16 protein-coding genes are annotated in these 12,998 nt (G+C 58.4%); 10 read left to right on the forward strand and 6 right to left on the reverse strand.

Going from position 1 to position 12,998, the window contains the following annotated elements; translation table 11 throughout:
* Positions 1-13 precede the first annotated feature (13 nt).
* The 9 genes from radA (at position 14) to C4S59_RS08245 (ending at position 8,222) form a co-directional block, all read left to right on the forward strand.
* On the forward strand, positions 14-1,381 hold the full coding sequence (radA, locus tag C4S59_RS08205) for a DNA repair protein RadA (RefSeq protein WP_103909977.1): 1,368 nt from the start codon (positions 14-16) through the stop codon (positions 1,379-1,381).
* A 32-nt stretch (positions 1,382-1,413) separates the two neighbouring features.
* On the forward strand, positions 1,414-1,986 hold the full coding sequence (locus C4S59_RS08210) for a CvpA family protein (protein WP_103909978.1): 573 nt from the start codon (positions 1,414-1,416) through the stop codon (positions 1,984-1,986).
* A 137-nt stretch (positions 1,987-2,123) separates the two neighbouring features.
* Positions 2,124-3,584 (forward strand): amidophosphoribosyltransferase, encoded by a 1,461-nt coding sequence (purF, locus tag C4S59_RS08215; protein ID WP_200813185.1) that lies wholly within the window; start codon positions 2,124-2,126, stop codon positions 3,582-3,584.
* Positions 3,585-3,630: 46 nt separating this feature from the next.
* Positions 3,631-4,200: a DUF2199 domain-containing protein gene (locus tag C4S59_RS08220; protein ID WP_103909980.1), complete on the forward strand. Its 570-nt coding sequence runs from the start codon at positions 3,631-3,633 to the stop codon at positions 4,198-4,200.
* A 118-nt stretch (positions 4,201-4,318) separates the two neighbouring features.
* Positions 4,319-4,780: a YHS domain-containing (seleno)protein gene (locus tag C4S59_RS08225; protein WP_103909981.1), complete on the forward strand. Its 462-nt coding sequence runs from the start codon at positions 4,319-4,321 to the stop codon at positions 4,778-4,780.
* 59 nt (positions 4,781-4,839) lie between these two features.
* Positions 4,840-5,478: an SDR family NAD(P)-dependent oxidoreductase gene (locus tag C4S59_RS08230; RefSeq protein ID WP_103910328.1), complete on the forward strand. Its 639-nt coding sequence runs from the start codon at positions 4,840-4,842 to the stop codon at positions 5,476-5,478.
* Positions 5,479-5,550: 72 nt separating this feature from the next.
* Positions 5,551-6,336, forward strand: coding sequence for a 5'/3'-nucleotidase SurE (gene surE / locus C4S59_RS08235; RefSeq protein WP_103909982.1), 786 nt, complete (start codon positions 5,551-5,553; stop codon positions 6,334-6,336).
* Positions 6,333-6,977, forward strand: coding sequence for a protein-L-isoaspartate(D-aspartate) O-methyltransferase (locus tag C4S59_RS08240; protein ID WP_103909983.1), 645 nt, complete (start codon positions 6,333-6,335; stop codon positions 6,975-6,977). The genes surE and C4S59_RS08240 overlap by 4 nt, the downstream gene beginning before the upstream one ends.
* A 57-nt stretch (positions 6,978-7,034) precedes the next feature.
* Positions 7,035-8,222 (forward strand): M23 family metallopeptidase, encoded by a 1,188-nt coding sequence (locus C4S59_RS08245; protein ID WP_103909984.1) that lies wholly within the window; start codon positions 7,035-7,037, stop codon positions 8,220-8,222.
* Between the two features lie 37 nt (positions 8,223-8,259).
* Here the strand turns inward: C4S59_RS08245 and C4S59_RS08250 are convergent, their stop codons facing one another.
* From C4S59_RS08250 to C4S59_RS08270, 5 genes are all read right to left on the reverse strand, one after another.
* Entirely contained in the window at positions 8,260-8,628 is a 369-nt protein-coding gene (locus C4S59_RS08250) for a VOC family protein (protein WP_103909985.1), read from the reverse strand.
* Between the two features lie 65 nt (positions 8,629-8,693).
* Complete coding sequence (locus C4S59_RS08255; protein ID WP_103909986.1) at positions 8,694-9,539, reverse strand: ATP-binding protein; 846 nt, start codon at positions 9,537-9,539, stop codon at positions 8,694-8,696.
* Positions 9,539-10,447, reverse strand: coding sequence for a twin-arginine translocase subunit TatC (gene tatC / locus C4S59_RS08260; RefSeq protein ID WP_103909987.1), 909 nt, complete (start codon positions 10,445-10,447; stop codon positions 9,539-9,541). Before tatC ends, C4S59_RS08255 begins: the two co-directional genes overlap by 1 nt.
* A complete protein-coding gene (gene tatB, locus C4S59_RS08265) occupies positions 10,444-10,884 on the reverse strand; it encodes a Sec-independent protein translocase protein TatB (RefSeq protein WP_103909988.1) in 441 nt (146 codons plus the stop codon). Before tatB ends, tatC begins: the two co-directional genes overlap by 4 nt.
* Before the next feature lie 6 nt (positions 10,885-10,890).
* The gene (locus tag C4S59_RS08270) at positions 10,891-11,112 is read right to left on the reverse strand and encodes a twin-arginine translocase TatA/TatE family subunit (protein WP_103909989.1); all 222 of its coding nucleotides are present in this window, start codon (positions 11,110-11,112) and stop codon (positions 10,891-10,893) included.
* Positions 11,113-11,304: 192 nt separating this feature from the next.
* On the opposite strand from C4S59_RS08270, the gene C4S59_RS08275 reads away from it, so the two are divergent.
* Entirely contained in the window at positions 11,305-11,979 is a 675-nt protein-coding gene (locus C4S59_RS08275; protein ID WP_103909990.1) for a helix-turn-helix transcriptional regulator, read from the forward strand.
* Here C4S59_RS08275 and C4S59_RS08280 read toward each other — a convergent pair.
* Positions 11,976-12,914 (reverse strand): LysR family transcriptional regulator, encoded by a 939-nt coding sequence (locus C4S59_RS08280; protein ID WP_103909991.1) that lies wholly within the window; start codon positions 12,912-12,914, stop codon positions 11,976-11,978. The two genes, C4S59_RS08275 and C4S59_RS08280, sit on opposite strands and share 4 nt — an antisense overlap.
* Positions 12,915-12,998 lie beyond the last annotated feature (84 nt).

The raw sequence follows: 12,998 nt of genomic DNA on the forward strand, positions 1-12,998 counted from the left end.
GCCAAAAGCGGGTATGGCAAAAGTTTCCGCTCTGTTCGTTTGCACCGCCTGTGGTGCAAGTAGTTCCAAATGGTCCGGCCGCTGCGAGGCGTGCGGGGAATGGAATACAATTCAAGAAGAGGCCCCGCTGTCGGCTGGACCCAGTTCCAAATCTCTAGGCCGCGCCAAGGGGCGCACCGTTCCCCTAAGCGATCTGTCCAGCAAGGAAACACCACCGCCGCGTACCGCCAGCGGCCTGTCTGAACTGGACCGCGTGCTTGGTGGCGGGTTGGTTCCGTCCAGCGCCATTCTTGTCGGCGGCGACCCGGGCATTGGTAAATCCACGTTGCTGCTTCAGGCGGCGGCCCAATTTGCGCAGGCCGGTCTGAAGGTCGTCTATGCCAGCGGCGAAGAGGCCAGCGCGCAGGTTCGTATGCGCGCGCAGCGGCTTGGGTTGGCGGATTCAACCGTCAAACTGGCGGCCGAAACCAATCTGCGCGATATCTTGACCACGCTTGAGGCCGAACAGCCCGATCTGGTCATCATCGATTCAATCCAGACTATGTGGGTCGACAACGTTGATAGCGCACCGGGCAGCGTGTCTCAGGTCCGCGCATCGGCGCACGAACTGACGACCTTCGCCAAGCGCCGGAATGTTTCTGTTATCATGGTCGGCCACGTCACCAAAGAGGGCCAGATCGCGGGCCCGCGTGTTGTGGAACACATGGTTGATACGGTTCTTTATTTCGAAGGCGAACGCGGCCATCAGTTCCGTATCCTTCGCGCCGTGAAAAACCGCTTTGGTCCCGCGGACGAAATCGGTGTGTTCGAGATGACCGGCGCCGGTCTGGCAGAGGTGGTGAACCCCTCTGCCCTGTTCCTGTCCGAACGCGCCCAACCCAGCCCCGGTTCTGTCGTTTTCAGCGGCATTGAAGGCACGCGGCCTGTTCTTTGCGAACTGCAGGCGCTGGTCGCCCCCAGTCCCCATTCCCAACCCCGACGCGCGGTCGTTGGTTGGGACGGCAGCCGGCTTTCGATGATTTTGGCGGTGCTTGAGGCGCGCTGTGGCATTCCGTTTGCCGGATTGGACGTTTACCTGAACGTCGCAGGCGGCATGAAAATTTCAGAACCCGCCGCTGATCTTGCCGTCGCCGCAGCCCTTTTGTCGGCCCGAGAGGACAGCGCCCTACCCGCAGAAACCGTGGTTTTCGGGGAAATAAGTCTCAGTGGGGCGCTCAGACCCGTGTCACAAACCGAAAACAGGTTGAAAGAGGCGCAGAAACTTGGTTTCACCACCGCAATCGTGCCATCTGGAGGCAAAGCCGCAGATGCGTCGGGCATGTCACTGGTCCAGACTGCGGACCTGACAAGCTTTGTAGGTGAAGTATTCGGCGCTGGTTAAGTGGCCAAAACGTAAAGAGAAGGCATAAAACCATGGAAGGTTTTACAGCAGTAGACGCGGTTGTTGCCGTCGTTATCGTTCTTTCGGCGCTTCTGGCGTACTCGCGTGGCCTCGTGCGGGAATCGCTTGCGATCCTTGGCTGGATCGCGGCTGCGTTTCTGGCCTTTCTGTTCGCGCCTCAGGTGCAACCGATCGTCAAAGAACTGCCTGTCGTCGGCGAATTCCTGTCAGACAGCTGTGAACTGTCGATCATCGCGGCTTTCGCAACGGTCTTTGCCGCGGCTCTGATCGTTGTTTCACTGTTCACACCGGTCTTCTCAAGCCTCGTCCAGCGCTCTGTTCTGGGCGGGTTGGATCAGGGCCTTGGCTTTCTGTTCGGCGTCGCACGCGGCATCCTTTTGGTGGCCATCGCGTTCTTCGTCTATGAAACAGTCATTACGTCGCAGGACATTGCGATGATCGAAGACAGCCGCTCTGCCGCTGTCTTCAGCCAGTTCACCGACAAGATCGAAGAACAGAACCCCGATCAGGCTCTTGGCTGGATCACCACACAATATGAACAACTTGTAGGCGTTTGCGAAGCACCCGCAGGCACCGACGGCTAAAACCAACGATCACAACGCCCGCCACCTCGGCGGGCGATTTCTTTTGTGATCGTTTCGTGACACGACGGCAATCAGCCCTTATGAGGGCGGTAAAGATGCACCTAACTGGATTCGGAGCTGCCTTGATGGATCCCCAAATGCCCCCCGCTCACCCGTTTGATGACGACAAACTGAAAGAGGAGTGCGGAATTTTCGGGTGCGTCGGCGTTGCCGATGCTGCGAACTTTGTGGCGCTTGGCCTGCATGCCTTGCAACACCGTGGTCAGGAAGCAGGCGGTATCGTCAGCCATGACCCCGAACAGGGTTTCAATTCTGCCCGCCGGTTTGGCTATGTCCGCGATAACTTTACATCGCAGTCCCTGATGAAAACGCTGCCCGGCGAACTGGCTATCGGCCACGTGCGCTATTCCACAGCCGGTTCAAAGGGTCAGACACAAATCCGCGACGTGCAGCCGTTCTTTGGCGAATTCTCGATGGGTGGCGCGGCGATCGCGCACAACGGCAACATCACAAACGCCGATGCCCTGCGCCGTGAGCTGATTGAGCGTGGTTCGATCTTCCAGTCGTCGTCCGACAGTGAATGCATCATCCACCTGATGGCCCGTTCGCTGCAGCGCAACATCCCCAGCCGGATGGAAGACGCACTGCGCCGTGTCGAAGGCGCGTTTTCGGTCATCGCGATGACCCGCACCAAGCTGATCGGTGTGCGTGACCCGCTGGGCGTGCGCCCGCTGGTACTGGGTAAAATCGGTGACGGCTATGCGCTGGCATCGGAAACCTGCGCGCTGGACATCATCGGCGCGACGTTCGTGCGTGAAATCGAACCCGGCGAGATGGTTGTCATCACAGCGGAAAAAGGCGTGGAAAGCAGCCACCCCTTCCGCCCGCAGCCGTCCAAGTTCTGCATCTTTGAACATGTCTATTTCTCGCGTCCTGACTCGATCATCGGCGGTCGCTCGGTCTATGAGACACGCCGTCAGATCGGCGTGGAACTGGCCCGCGAAGCACCGGTCGAGGCCGATCTGGTCTGCCCCGTCCCTGACAGCGGCACGCCCGCAGCCATCGGTTTCGCGCATGAAAGCGGCATTCCCTACGGCATGGGCATTGTCCGGAACCAGTACATGGGCCGGACCTTCATCGAACCTACGGAACAGATCCGTAACATGGGTGTGCGTCTGAAGCTGAACGTCAACCGCGCCCTGATCGAAGGCAAGCGTGTGATCCTTGTGGACGACTCGGTCGTGCGCGGCACCACCAGCCGCAAGATCAAGGAAATGATCCTTGATGCCGGCGCGGCTGAGGTCCACTTCCGTATTGCGTCCCCGCCCACGGCGTGGCCGTGCTTCTACGGTGTGGACACGCCCCAGCGCGAAAAGCTGCTGGCGGCCACCATGTCCGAGGATGAAATGCGCGACCACCTTCAGGTGGACAGCCTGCGCTTTATCTCGCTCGACGGTCTGTATCGTGCGGTTGGTGAAGCCGAAGGCCGTAACGCCAAATGCCCGCAGTATTGCGACGCCTGTTTCTCGGGCGAATATCCTGTCACACCGGCGGATATGATCGAAAAGGGCTTCAAAATGAAAACAGCCGCCGAATAAGGCGGCTGACCGGCCCACAGCGGGCTAAGCCAAGTCAGGACACCCTATGAACCTTCTTGATCTGGACGCCCGCTGGAAACGCTTCAACGACGAAAGCCGCACCTGCCCGTGCTGTGACCGCCAGTTCAATGGCGTCTTCGACATCGGCTTTGACCATCCCGACACGTGGCCACACGCCAGCCTGCGTGATGCAGGCGCGGACGAAGTGGTTGTCGGCGATGACAAGCTGGGTACTGACCTGTGCCGTCACGGCGAATACCGTTACATCCGTTGCGTTCTGCCGCTTCCGATCCGTGGCTCGGATGAAGTGTTCAACTTCGGCGTCTGGGGCAGCGTCCATCCTGACAGTTTCTACGCGTACATCGATTACGCGATGGGCGAAAACGACGGGTTCGAAGGCTGCTTTGCGTGGTTGATGAACACCCTGCCCGGTTTTGAAGACGAAGACACCGTTCCCTGTAATCTGATCCCCGGTGAAGACGGGATGCGTCCCAGCCTGTTTGCGCAGGAGGGCGCGCTGGCCGAGGCTCAGAAGAACGGTATTTCGTTTGACGATCTGCTGGATATCTACGCGGCGTCGGGCAACGATATCCGCCCGCATCTCAGCGCAGACTAACGCGACGTTTGTTACAATCGATCACAGGCCACCGCGTGCCACTCACATCGCCGCCAGCCCCCTTTCATCACAAACCAATCGCGGTCACCTTCTTCGTAATTCACTGAAGGAGACGACCATGACCACCCTGACCCGCCGCGCGTCGCTTGGCTTGATGTTGGCCACACCTGCCCTGATCCTTGCCGCCCGCCCCGCCTTTGCCCGCGAACCCGACATCTACCAAGAAGGTGGCATCGCCATCGACGGATCAGACGCTGTGGCCTACTTTGACGGCAATGGCCCTGTAGCAGGAAACCCCGCCCACCAAATCAATTGGAACGGTGCCATCTGGCAGTTTGCCAGCGCGACCAATGCTGACACCTTCCAAGCAGACCCGACCGCATACGCCCCCCAGTTCGGCGGCTATTGCGCCTATGCGGCCTCACTAGGATACCTCGCGCCGACAATGCCCGAGGCGTGGACGCTGTACGACGGTAAGCTATACCTGAACGCCAATCTGCGCGCCCGCGACCTCTGGCTTCAGGACGTTCCCGGCAACATCGCCAAGGGCGAAGCGAACTGGCCCGGTATTCTGGGCTAATCCGCGCACGACACAGGACCATACTTGACCTTTCAGCGCGCAAGCGGCACATGCAGCGCATGACACAGATTGCGCTTATCACCGGTGCGTCCCGTGGCCTTGGCTTTGCCCTGGCCGAGGCGCTTGCCCCTGAATACCACATCGTCGCCGTCGGCCGGACCGTTGGCGGACTGGAAGATCTGGACGACCGGATCAAAGCCAAAGGCGGCGATGCAACGCTGGCCCCGATGGACGTGACCAACCGCGATGCGATGGCACAGCTGTGCCGCTCTGTGTTTGACCGTTGGGGCGGCGCAAAACTGTGGATCCACACCGCGATCCACGCGGCCCCCTTGGCCCCCGCCGATCATCTTGACCAGAAAGATTGGGACAAGTCGGTAAACACCAATGTCACGGCAATGGGCCACCTTATCCCCTTCATCGCGCCGCTGATCGGGCCGGAAGGCACAGCCGTGTTTTTCGACGACACCCACGCGGGCGAAAAGTTCTTTGGCCACTACGGAGCAACCAAAGCCGCGCAAATGGCACTGGTCCGCAGCTGGCAGTCCGAAACGGAAAAAATCGGCCCCAAGGTAAAGATCCTTTCGCCCGGTCCGTTGCGCACGGCGACCCGTGGTCGCTTCTTCCCCGGCGAAGACAAAGACGCACTACCGCTACCGAAAGATGTGGCCGCAGAACTTCTGCAACAAATCATCTGATAGCAAAGCCTTGCCGCGCTTGCCCCGCGTTCCGTGTTTGCCTATTCAGGTCGAAAGGCAAAGGCGGAACGTATGCGCATTCTCATTACCAATGACGACGGGATCAATGCACCGGGCCTGAAAACCCTGCACGCGATCGCAACCGAACTTGCAGGCGAAAAGGGCGAGGTCTGGACAGTCGCACCGGCGTTCGAACAATCCGGCGTCGGGCATTGTGTCAGCTACAGCCATCCGTTCATGATCAGTCAGTTGGATGATCGTCGCTTTGCCGCCGAAGGCAGCCCCGCCGATTGCGTTCTAGCCGGCGTCCATGACGTTCTGAAAAACAAGACCATTGATCTGGTCCTTTCCGGCGTGAACCGCGGCAACAACTCGGCCGAAAATGCGTTGTATTCCGGCACCTTGGGTGGCGCTTTGGAAGCAGCATTACAGGGCCTGCCCGCGATTGCGCTGTCGCAATATTACGGCCCCGACAACGTCAATCTGGACGATCCGTTCGAGGCCGCAGCACAGCACGGCGCCGATGTCATTCGCAAAATTCTGGATTTCGGATTTGGTGACGCTGAGGGTTATAAGCTGTTCTACAACGTCAACTTCCCACCCGTGCCCGCCGATCAGGTCAAAGGCACCCAAGTCGTGCGGCAGGGTCTGCGCAAGGGCACCGGTTTTTCTGTTGAGCCGCACATCTCGCCCACGGGCCGTCGATACATGTGGATCCGTGGCGGCGACCAGCGGCGCACCACAGGGCATAAGACAGACGCGCAGGCCAATCTGGACGGTTACATCAGCGTCACGCCCATGCAGGCCGATTTTACCGCGCATCACACGCTCGACGATCTGGAAAGCCATTTCTCATGACGATCGACGCGGAACGCAAAATGCAGTTTCTCTTTGCGCTCCGCTCAAAGGGGGTCACAAACAGCGCTGTGCTGAACGCGATGGAGAAGATCGATCGCCTGCCCTTTATCCGGCACTATTTCACCGACCGCGCGTATGAAGACATGCCGTTGCCAATTGCCTGCGGCCAGACGATTTCGCAGCCCTCTGTCGTAGGGTTAATGACGCAGGCCTTGGATATCTCGCCGCGTGACAAGGTGCTCGAGGTCGGGACAGGCTCTGGCTATCAGGCCGCAATCCTAAGCCAGCTGGCGCGGCGCGTTTATACCGTTGACCGGCACGCCCGCCTTGTCCGTGAAGCACGCGAGGTTTTCGACGAATTGGGATTGGTGAACATCACCGCCTTTGCTGCCGACGGAAGCTTTGGCCTGCCGGATCAGGCGCCGTTCGACCGTATTATTGTGACCGCAGCCGCAGAAGACCCGCCGGGCCCCCTATTGGCGCAGCTTAAGATCGGCGGTATCATGGTTGTACCCGTGGGCCAGTCGGACGCTGTGCAAAGCCTGATTAAGGTGACGCGCACGGAAACCGGCTATGACTATGATGAACTGCGCGCCGTGCGGTTTGTCCCACTACTTGAGGGGATGGGCAAAGAAAGCTAATCCTTCTTTGAACTACCAGACGTTCCGGCAACAAGGGGCGCAGTTGAGGATATCGAGATGACAGTGACAAACCGATCATTTTTGCGTCTGAACGCCAGACTGGGTGCGGCGGCACTTGCCCTGACCACAGTGGCCGCTTGTGAAGGCCCGATGGATCTTGACCTGCGTGGTCGTTTGGGTGGCCCCGTCGACACCGCAAGCGCCGCAGCGAACGCAACAGCGCCCAAACCCAAACCCGATGCGAACGGTGTTATTTCCTACCCCAGCTATCAGGTCGCAGTCGCCCGTCGCGGCGACACGCTTTCCACGCTGGCGGATCGCGTCGGCGCGGATGTGAACGAACTGGCCCGGTTCAACGGCATCAAGGAATTCGATCCCCTTCGCGCAGGCGAAATCGTCGCCCTGCCCACGCGGGTCGCCGCACAGGACACCGCCCCGATCAAACCGGCGGGCAACATCGACATCACAACACTTGCAGGCAACGCCATTGATCAGGCCGCGCCAACGCCTGGCCAGACCACTGCCACAACTACGGGTGGCGTTGAACCGATCCGACATCAGGTCCAGCGCGGTGAAACGGCATTCACCATTGCACGGCTTTACAACGTGACGCCCCGCGCGCTGGCGGACTGGAACAGCCTGGATCGAAACTATTCGATCCGTGAAGGCCAATATCTGCTGATCCCCGTTACCTACGCTGCAGAAGAGCGTGTGATCGAGCCCGCCACCACGACACCCGGCACTGGCAGCCCGACCCCGACGCCGCCGTCGGCATCGAAACCGCTGCCGCCCGCAGACACAACGGCCGCAGCGACCCAACCTGCAGAAACGACAACCGCAGCCAAGCCTGCCGAACCTGTCGCTGACGTGGGCACAACAACGACTGCCTCTTCGGCCAGCCGCCCGATGCAAATCCCTGTCCAAGGGTCGATCATTCGCGATTACGCAAAGGGCAAGAACGATGGCATCGATATTGCCGCGCCTGCTGGCACAGCCGTAAAGGCCGCCGAGTCCGGCACAGTCGCCGCGATCACCACAAACACCGAAGGCGTTCCGATCCTTGTGATCAAACACTCCAACAACCTGCTGACCGTCTACACCCACATTGATGGCATCACGGTCAAAAAAGGTGACACCGTCAAACGCGGCGAAACCATCGGCAAGGTGCGCGCAGGCGATCCGGCGCGGATGCACTTCGAAGTACGGGACGGCTTCGACAGCGTTGATCCCAACGACTACATCTAACGCCCGTTGGACGGCGCAAAGCAGCGGTCAGGGACCGTTACTTTGAAGAGACAAAGACCCGGCTGGAAACTTGGATCGAGTTTTTGGACGGGTCTTTTGCATTGGCAAAGCAGTAGCCATCCGCTTGAAATATTTTGCCAAAAGCCAATCCGTCCTGCTTTGCCTTCGCGACAAAGGCAGGCACATCTTCGACGTCGAACACCAGCTTGATCAGAACCTGCCCTTCTTTCTGGCCTGTCGACGCAGGATGTAACAAAATCCCCAGCCCGCTGCTTGGGTGAACAAGTTCGACGATGCGGTCGCCCTCATTGTGGATCACATCAAAGCCGAAATACCTTTGATAGAAGGCTTCCAACTCGGCCATTTTGTGTCTGTATATCACGACACGTCCAAAGGCAGCCGACATGGAATTCTCCCTCACCGAAGTTATCGGTGATAAGGCCACATCAGCAAACGCAACGCAAATAAAGCTTAGCCCAGCTTAACGCCCTTGCGACCGGCCAGATCGGTAAAGAACTGCCATGCTACACGGCCAGATCGCGATCCGCGCGTTGCCTGCCACTCAATGGCCTCGGCCCGCAGTTCATCCGCATCCACTTTGACGCCATAGGCATCACAGTAGCCGTCGATCATCGCCAGATATTCATCCTGCGTGCAAGGATGGAAGCCCAGCCAAAGACCAAAACGGTCAGACAGGGAAACCTTTTCTTCCACCGCTTCGCCTGGATTGATGGCAGAGGACCGTTCGTTTTCGATCATATCGCGCGGCATCAGATGGCGGCGGTTGGATGTGGCATAGAACAGCACGTTCTCGGGCCGCCCTTCGATCCCGCCATCCAGCACGGCCTTCAGGCTCTTGTAGTGCTGGTCGTCGTGCGAGAATGACAGGTCATCGCAAAACAGCAAAAAGCGGTAGGGCGCACCGCGCAGATGGTTCAACAGGCGCGACACGGACGGTAGGTCTTCGCGCTGCAGTTCGACCATTTTCAGATCATAACCTTCGGCCTGAACGGCCGCGTGCACCGCCTTAACCACCGAAGATTTCCCCATCCCGCGCGATCCCCAAAGAAGCGCGTTGTTGGCGGGCAGCCCCTTGGCGAACTGGCGTGTGTTTTCCAAGAGCGTATCACGGGTGCGATCAATGCCGACAAGCAGCTTCAGATCAATGCGCGACACCTCGGGCACAGGCTCCAGACGATCTGGCGACACATGCCAGACAAACGCGTCGGCGGCGTCAAAGTCAGGTGTGCTCAGCGGGGCCGGCGCGAGGCGCTCTAGCGCCTCGGCAATGCGGATCATCGGATCAGTGTCAGTCATCAGGATTTGCTGTCTTCGGATTTCTCGGAAACTTCGACGTCAGCCTCTTCGTCTTCGTCGTCAAAGATTTCGTCGTCATCTTCGACCCAAAGGCCCTGTGCCCGCAAATCCGCTTCGCGCTTTCGTTCGACGCGACGCACAAGGAAGATCGACACTTCGTAGAGGCCATAGACCACAACGAACAGGATGATTTGGGTAATGACGTCCGGCGGTGTGACCAATGCGGCCAGCACCAGAATGGCGACCACGGCGTATTTGCGCACATCGCCCAGCCCCTTGGAGCTAACCAGACCCGCCTTACCCATCAGTGTCAGCAGAACCGGCAGTTGGAAACACAGGCCGAAAGCCACGATGAACTTAACTGTCAGGTTCAGGTATTCCTGCGCAGATCCTTGGAAGACCACAGACAGCGGCGCTGCATTCTGACCACCTTCGACGCTTTCACCACCGGTTCCGAACTGCTGGAAGCCGAGGAAGAAGTCATAGGCCAATGGCGTTACGACATAAAACGCAAAGGCCGCGCCCAGCATGAACATGAAGGGCGACGCTACCAGAAACGGCAGGAATGCACCCTTTTCGGACTTGTACAATCCCGGCGCAACAAAGCGCCACAACTGGTTGGCAATCAACGGAAAAGACAGCATGAAGCCGCCAAGAAGCGACACTTTGATCGCAACAAAGAAGCCTTCCTGCGGCGAGATAAAGATCAGGTCACAGTCCTGACCACGTTCGGCCAGAACCTGACACAATGGCGCGGTCAGGAAGTTGAAGATCGGCGTCGCGACGGTAAAGCAGATCACCATACCGATCAGGAAATAGACCACACAGCGGATCAACCGCGTACGCAATTCGGCCAGATGTTCAATCAGCGGGGCCGAAGAGTCCTCGATCTCGTCTAGTGCGCTCATGCCTCGTCCTTCTTGGTGGCCGCTTCCTCAAGCTCGGCAGCCTTTTGCAACGCGGCATCGGCCTCGGCCTGCCGTTTTTCGGCTTCCTTGCGGGCTGTCGTTGCTTCGATCTTTTTGCGCAGGTCGTCCTTTTCAGGCGCTTTCGGCGCATCGGGCTTGTCCGGATCGAAATCGGTCAGATCACGGGCCGCATCCTTAACGCTGTCCATTGCCGAACCCAGCGGATTTGTCGCCGACTTCAGGGTCTTGGTCACGTCGCTGACGCCAGCTTCGTTGGCGGCATCGTTCATTGCGCGCGAAAACTCGCGCGCCATACCTTTGGCCTTACCCATGAACCGCCCCATATTGCGGAACAGCACAGGCAAATCCTTGGGGCCGACCACAATCAGCGCCACAATGCCAACGACCAGCAGCTCGGTCCAGCCCATCCCAAACATGGCGGATTAGACCTTGTCTTTTTCGGTCTCGGATTCCGGTGTCACGTCTTTTGCGGACTCGGCATTGTCGTCTTCCAGTTCCTTGGCACCGTCGCTTACGCCCTTTTTGAACGCAGTGATGCCTTTGCCCACTTCACCCATCAGGCCGGAAATCTTGCCACGGCCGAACAGCACAAGCACGACAACGGCGATCAGCAGAAGGCCGGGAAGACCAATATTGTTGAGCATTTCATTTCTCCCAAAACTGCAGGCCGTGCCTGCGATATCCTCAATAGTTCTAGCCACAACCCGCCCCCTCGGAAAGCGGCAAAAGCACCGGAATTGCGCTGTTAGCGTCGGAATTTCCAACTAATTACTGCCATAAACTTGTCAGTTGTCAGGTTTTTGTCAGTATAGGCGAAAATGACATGAGAATCAGGGATGAAACGCACAGACCGCCTGTACACACTGATGACCCGCCTGAAAGACGGCGGCCTGCATCGCGCCGAAGACCTTGCCACCGAATTGGGCGTGTCCTTGCGCACCATATATCGTGACATGGACACGCTGGCGGCGTCTGGCGTGCCGGTCGAAGGCGAACGGGGGTTGGGTTATACCGCGCGTGCGACGATCACCTTGCCGCCGATGAACCTAACAGACGCAGAGCTTGAAGCGCTGCACATCGGTCTGGCAGCTGTTGCTGCATCTGACATGCCAGAACAGGCCGACGCTGCGCGGACGCTGGCCAGCAAGATGGATGCGGTTCTGCCCGAAGACGCAGGCATGGCCGCCCGCAGCTTCGGTTTTGCCACCTATCCGTTTTCAGAAGCAGCACAGGGCTTTAGGCACATGCCCGCGATCCGCGCAGCCCTGCGTGCGCGACAAAAACTGCGGCTGACGTTCCTGGACGACACCAAACCCCATGATGTGCGGCCGTTGCACATGGATTATTGGGGGCGCATCTGGACCTGCATTGCGTGGGACGAAACCGATGGCGCATTCAGCAGCTTCCGGATTGATCGTGTCGATACCCTGCGTCCTTTGCCCGGGTTGTTCGTTGATGAACCGGGGAAGAGCCTGAAAGACTATCAAGCGCTTGAAAACGCGAAACCTTAGGTTGGTAGCGCCATGTCCATGGACCGGCACAGGTCAAAAACCTGCTGGCGCATCCATCGCGCAAACGGCGCATTGTCAGACCGGCTATGCCAAATGCCGACAATCTGAACGACGTCCATCGGCATGGGGGCTTTGAAGATCCGCAAATCGTAAGAGTTTTTGAATTCCACTGCCAATTGCGCCGGAATAAGCGCGATCAGATCACTGCCCCGCACGACCCTGCATACGCCGGAAAACACCTGAACCGTCATCGCAACATTCCGCGACCGCCCGATTTTCGCAAGCGCGGCATCCCCCATCGCCGACAGCTGGCCTTCGGGTGAAAACAGGACATGCGGCATAGCGCAAAACCGGTCGATAGGAATTTCGCTGAAGTCTTCCAGATCAGCCACACCCGGGTTACTGCCCCGCGCAATCACGACAAAGGGCGACCGGAACAATGGTTCGCGGCTGATCCAACTGGGCAAGTCACAATCGGGGATCAGGGCTAGATCCGCGTCATATCGTTCAAGACTGGCAAGATAGTCGTCCGGCACAAGATCCACCAATTGCGCCCGCACCTTTGGCGCAGTGCGCGTCAGCAGATCCCCCAAATTCGGCATCAGCAATTCGGCAAAGAAATCTGAGCCGGAGATTTTGAAATGCCCTTCTGCCTTTTCGGGATCAAAAGCATCCGCTTTGGACAGAAGCAGTTCAATCCTGTTCAGTTCATCCTGCACCCCATGCCGCAGGTTTTCGGCAAAATCCGTGGGCACCAGCCGATTGCCCTGCCGAACAAACAGGGGATCATCCAAAGCATGACGCAACCGAGACAAGGACGAAGACACCGCAGGCTGGGAAAGTCCAAGCCGTGCGCTGGCTTTCACAGTGCTTCCTTCGCGGAACAAAGCATCAAGAACACGTAACAAATTCAGATCAAAGGTCGCGAAATTCATCGGGCTGATAGATATTATATAAATTACAGATTTGCCTTATATCATGAACCGGTAATACCTTACCGTCAACGGAAGCGCTTTCGT

It is taken from the genome of Thalassococcus halodurans (assembly GCF_900108225.1).
In the GTDB taxonomy this organism is placed as follows: Bacteria; Pseudomonadota; Alphaproteobacteria; order Rhodobacterales; family Rhodobacteraceae; genus Thalassococcus; species Thalassococcus halodurans.

Excerpts from the sequence above, each read along its gene's own strand:
- radA (WP_103909977.1), top strand. The coding sequence starts at position 14 with ATGGCAAAAGTTTCCGCTCTGTTCGTTTGCACCGCCTGTGGTGCAAGT.
- C4S59_RS08210 (WP_103909978.1), top strand. The coding sequence starts at position 1,414 with ATGGAAGGTTTTACAGCAGTAGACGCGGTTGTTGCCGTCGTTATCGTT.
- purF (WP_200813185.1), top strand. The coding sequence starts at position 2,124 with ATGCCCCCCGCTCACCCGTTTGATGACGACAAACTGAAAGAGGAGTGC.
- C4S59_RS08220 (WP_103909980.1), top strand. The coding sequence starts at position 3,631 with ATGAACCTTCTTGATCTGGACGCCCGCTGGAAACGCTTCAACGACGAA.
- C4S59_RS08225 (WP_103909981.1), top strand. The coding sequence starts at position 4,319 with ATGACCACCCTGACCCGCCGCGCGTCGCTTGGCTTGATGTTGGCCACA.
- C4S59_RS08230 (WP_103910328.1), top strand. The coding sequence starts at position 4,840 with ATGACACAGATTGCGCTTATCACCGGTGCGTCCCGTGGCCTTGGCTTT.
- surE (WP_103909982.1), top strand. The coding sequence starts at position 5,551 with ATGCGCATTCTCATTACCAATGACGACGGGATCAATGCACCGGGCCTG.
- C4S59_RS08240 (WP_103909983.1), top strand. The coding sequence starts at position 6,333 with ATGACGATCGACGCGGAACGCAAAATGCAGTTTCTCTTTGCGCTCCGC.
- C4S59_RS08245 (WP_103909984.1), top strand. The coding sequence starts at position 7,035 with ATGACAGTGACAAACCGATCATTTTTGCGTCTGAACGCCAGACTGGGT.
- C4S59_RS08250 (WP_103909985.1), bottom strand. The coding sequence starts at position 8,628 with ATGTCGGCTGCCTTTGGACGTGTCGTGATATACAGACACAAAATGGCC.
- C4S59_RS08255 (WP_103909986.1), bottom strand. The coding sequence starts at position 9,539 with ATGACTGACACTGATCCGATGATCCGCATTGCCGAGGCGCTAGAGCGC.
- tatC (WP_103909987.1), bottom strand. The coding sequence starts at position 10,447 with ATGAGCGCACTAGACGAGATCGAGGACTCTTCGGCCCCGCTGATTGAA.
- tatB (WP_103909988.1), bottom strand. The coding sequence starts at position 10,884 with ATGTTTGGGATGGGCTGGACCGAGCTGCTGGTCGTTGGCATTGTGGCG.
- C4S59_RS08270 (WP_103909989.1), bottom strand. The coding sequence starts at position 11,112 with ATGCTCAACAATATTGGTCTTCCCGGCCTTCTGCTGATCGCCGTTGTC.
- C4S59_RS08275 (WP_103909990.1), top strand. The coding sequence starts at position 11,305 with ATGAAACGCACAGACCGCCTGTACACACTGATGACCCGCCTGAAAGAC.
- C4S59_RS08280 (WP_103909991.1), bottom strand. The coding sequence starts at position 12,914 with ATGAATTTCGCGACCTTTGATCTGAATTTGTTACGTGTTCTTGATGCT.